Raw genomic sequence first — 747 nt, 5'->3', positions numbered from 1 at the left:
CCCCTGAATCGGGTCAAAAGAGAATGACCGCAGCGCACCCGTGGTGTGATTTCGCTGTTGGTGATGTGTGCAAGGCAGACGTAGAGGGGAACCGCAGCTTCGTTCCCCGGCGCTGGCCTACTACAACACAAAATCTCAGAGAAACGTGATTTGGAGCTCCGCAATTTCAGCCACTTCTTTCCAATTCCGCAAAACGGAGATCAAACGTTCCACGCAATAGCCTTTGAAATAATTCAGAAACAAAGCCTTGCGGTGAAAAGAAGCACGCTTCTGGTTGGGTAAACCCACCAACAAAACGCATGACCGGTTCGGATTGCACTTGACATGTCGGTCAAAAAGCTGACTAAAAACATCAACAAAAAATATCCGACTTTTTTAGTCTGAAAATGAAGAGGGATCTCATGTCCAAGTCCAACCTGAAATTCACCTCGGCGCTCGTTGCCGCGACGCTCTTCAGCGGCGCTGCGTTTGCTGAGCAAGCCTATGGTCCGTTCCCCGTCACCGTGAAAGGGTATTCTGGCGACAAAACCGATTCCGTATCCTATTCGGGTCAGATTGCGCGCCACGTTCTGCACGACAGCCTGAAGAAAGCCGCTGCAAAAGGTGACGGTGGCAACAATGCAGCCGAAGTCGAAGCGCTGATGCTGGCCTATTTCAACGGATCCGAAGAAGATCTGGAAATCATCGCCCCGGTCTCGAAAGACGGCTTTCCAGTCAAGCAAGCGACTGTAAATGAAATCTCCAAGG

General features: G+C 50.9%; 1 pseudogene. It reads left to right on the top strand.

Annotated features, from left to right (window positions below):
• Nucleotides 1-401 precede the first annotated feature (401 nt).
• Nucleotides 402-747: pseudogene (locus tag ACR0DT_RS25110) on the top strand (DUF4856 domain-containing protein); the annotation flags it as partial.

This window comes from Ruegeria sp. BI11 (assembly GCF_056538005.1).
The sequence above is the reverse complement of the archived record's forward strand: the minus strand, read 5'-3'. Positions and strand labels throughout refer to the sequence as shown.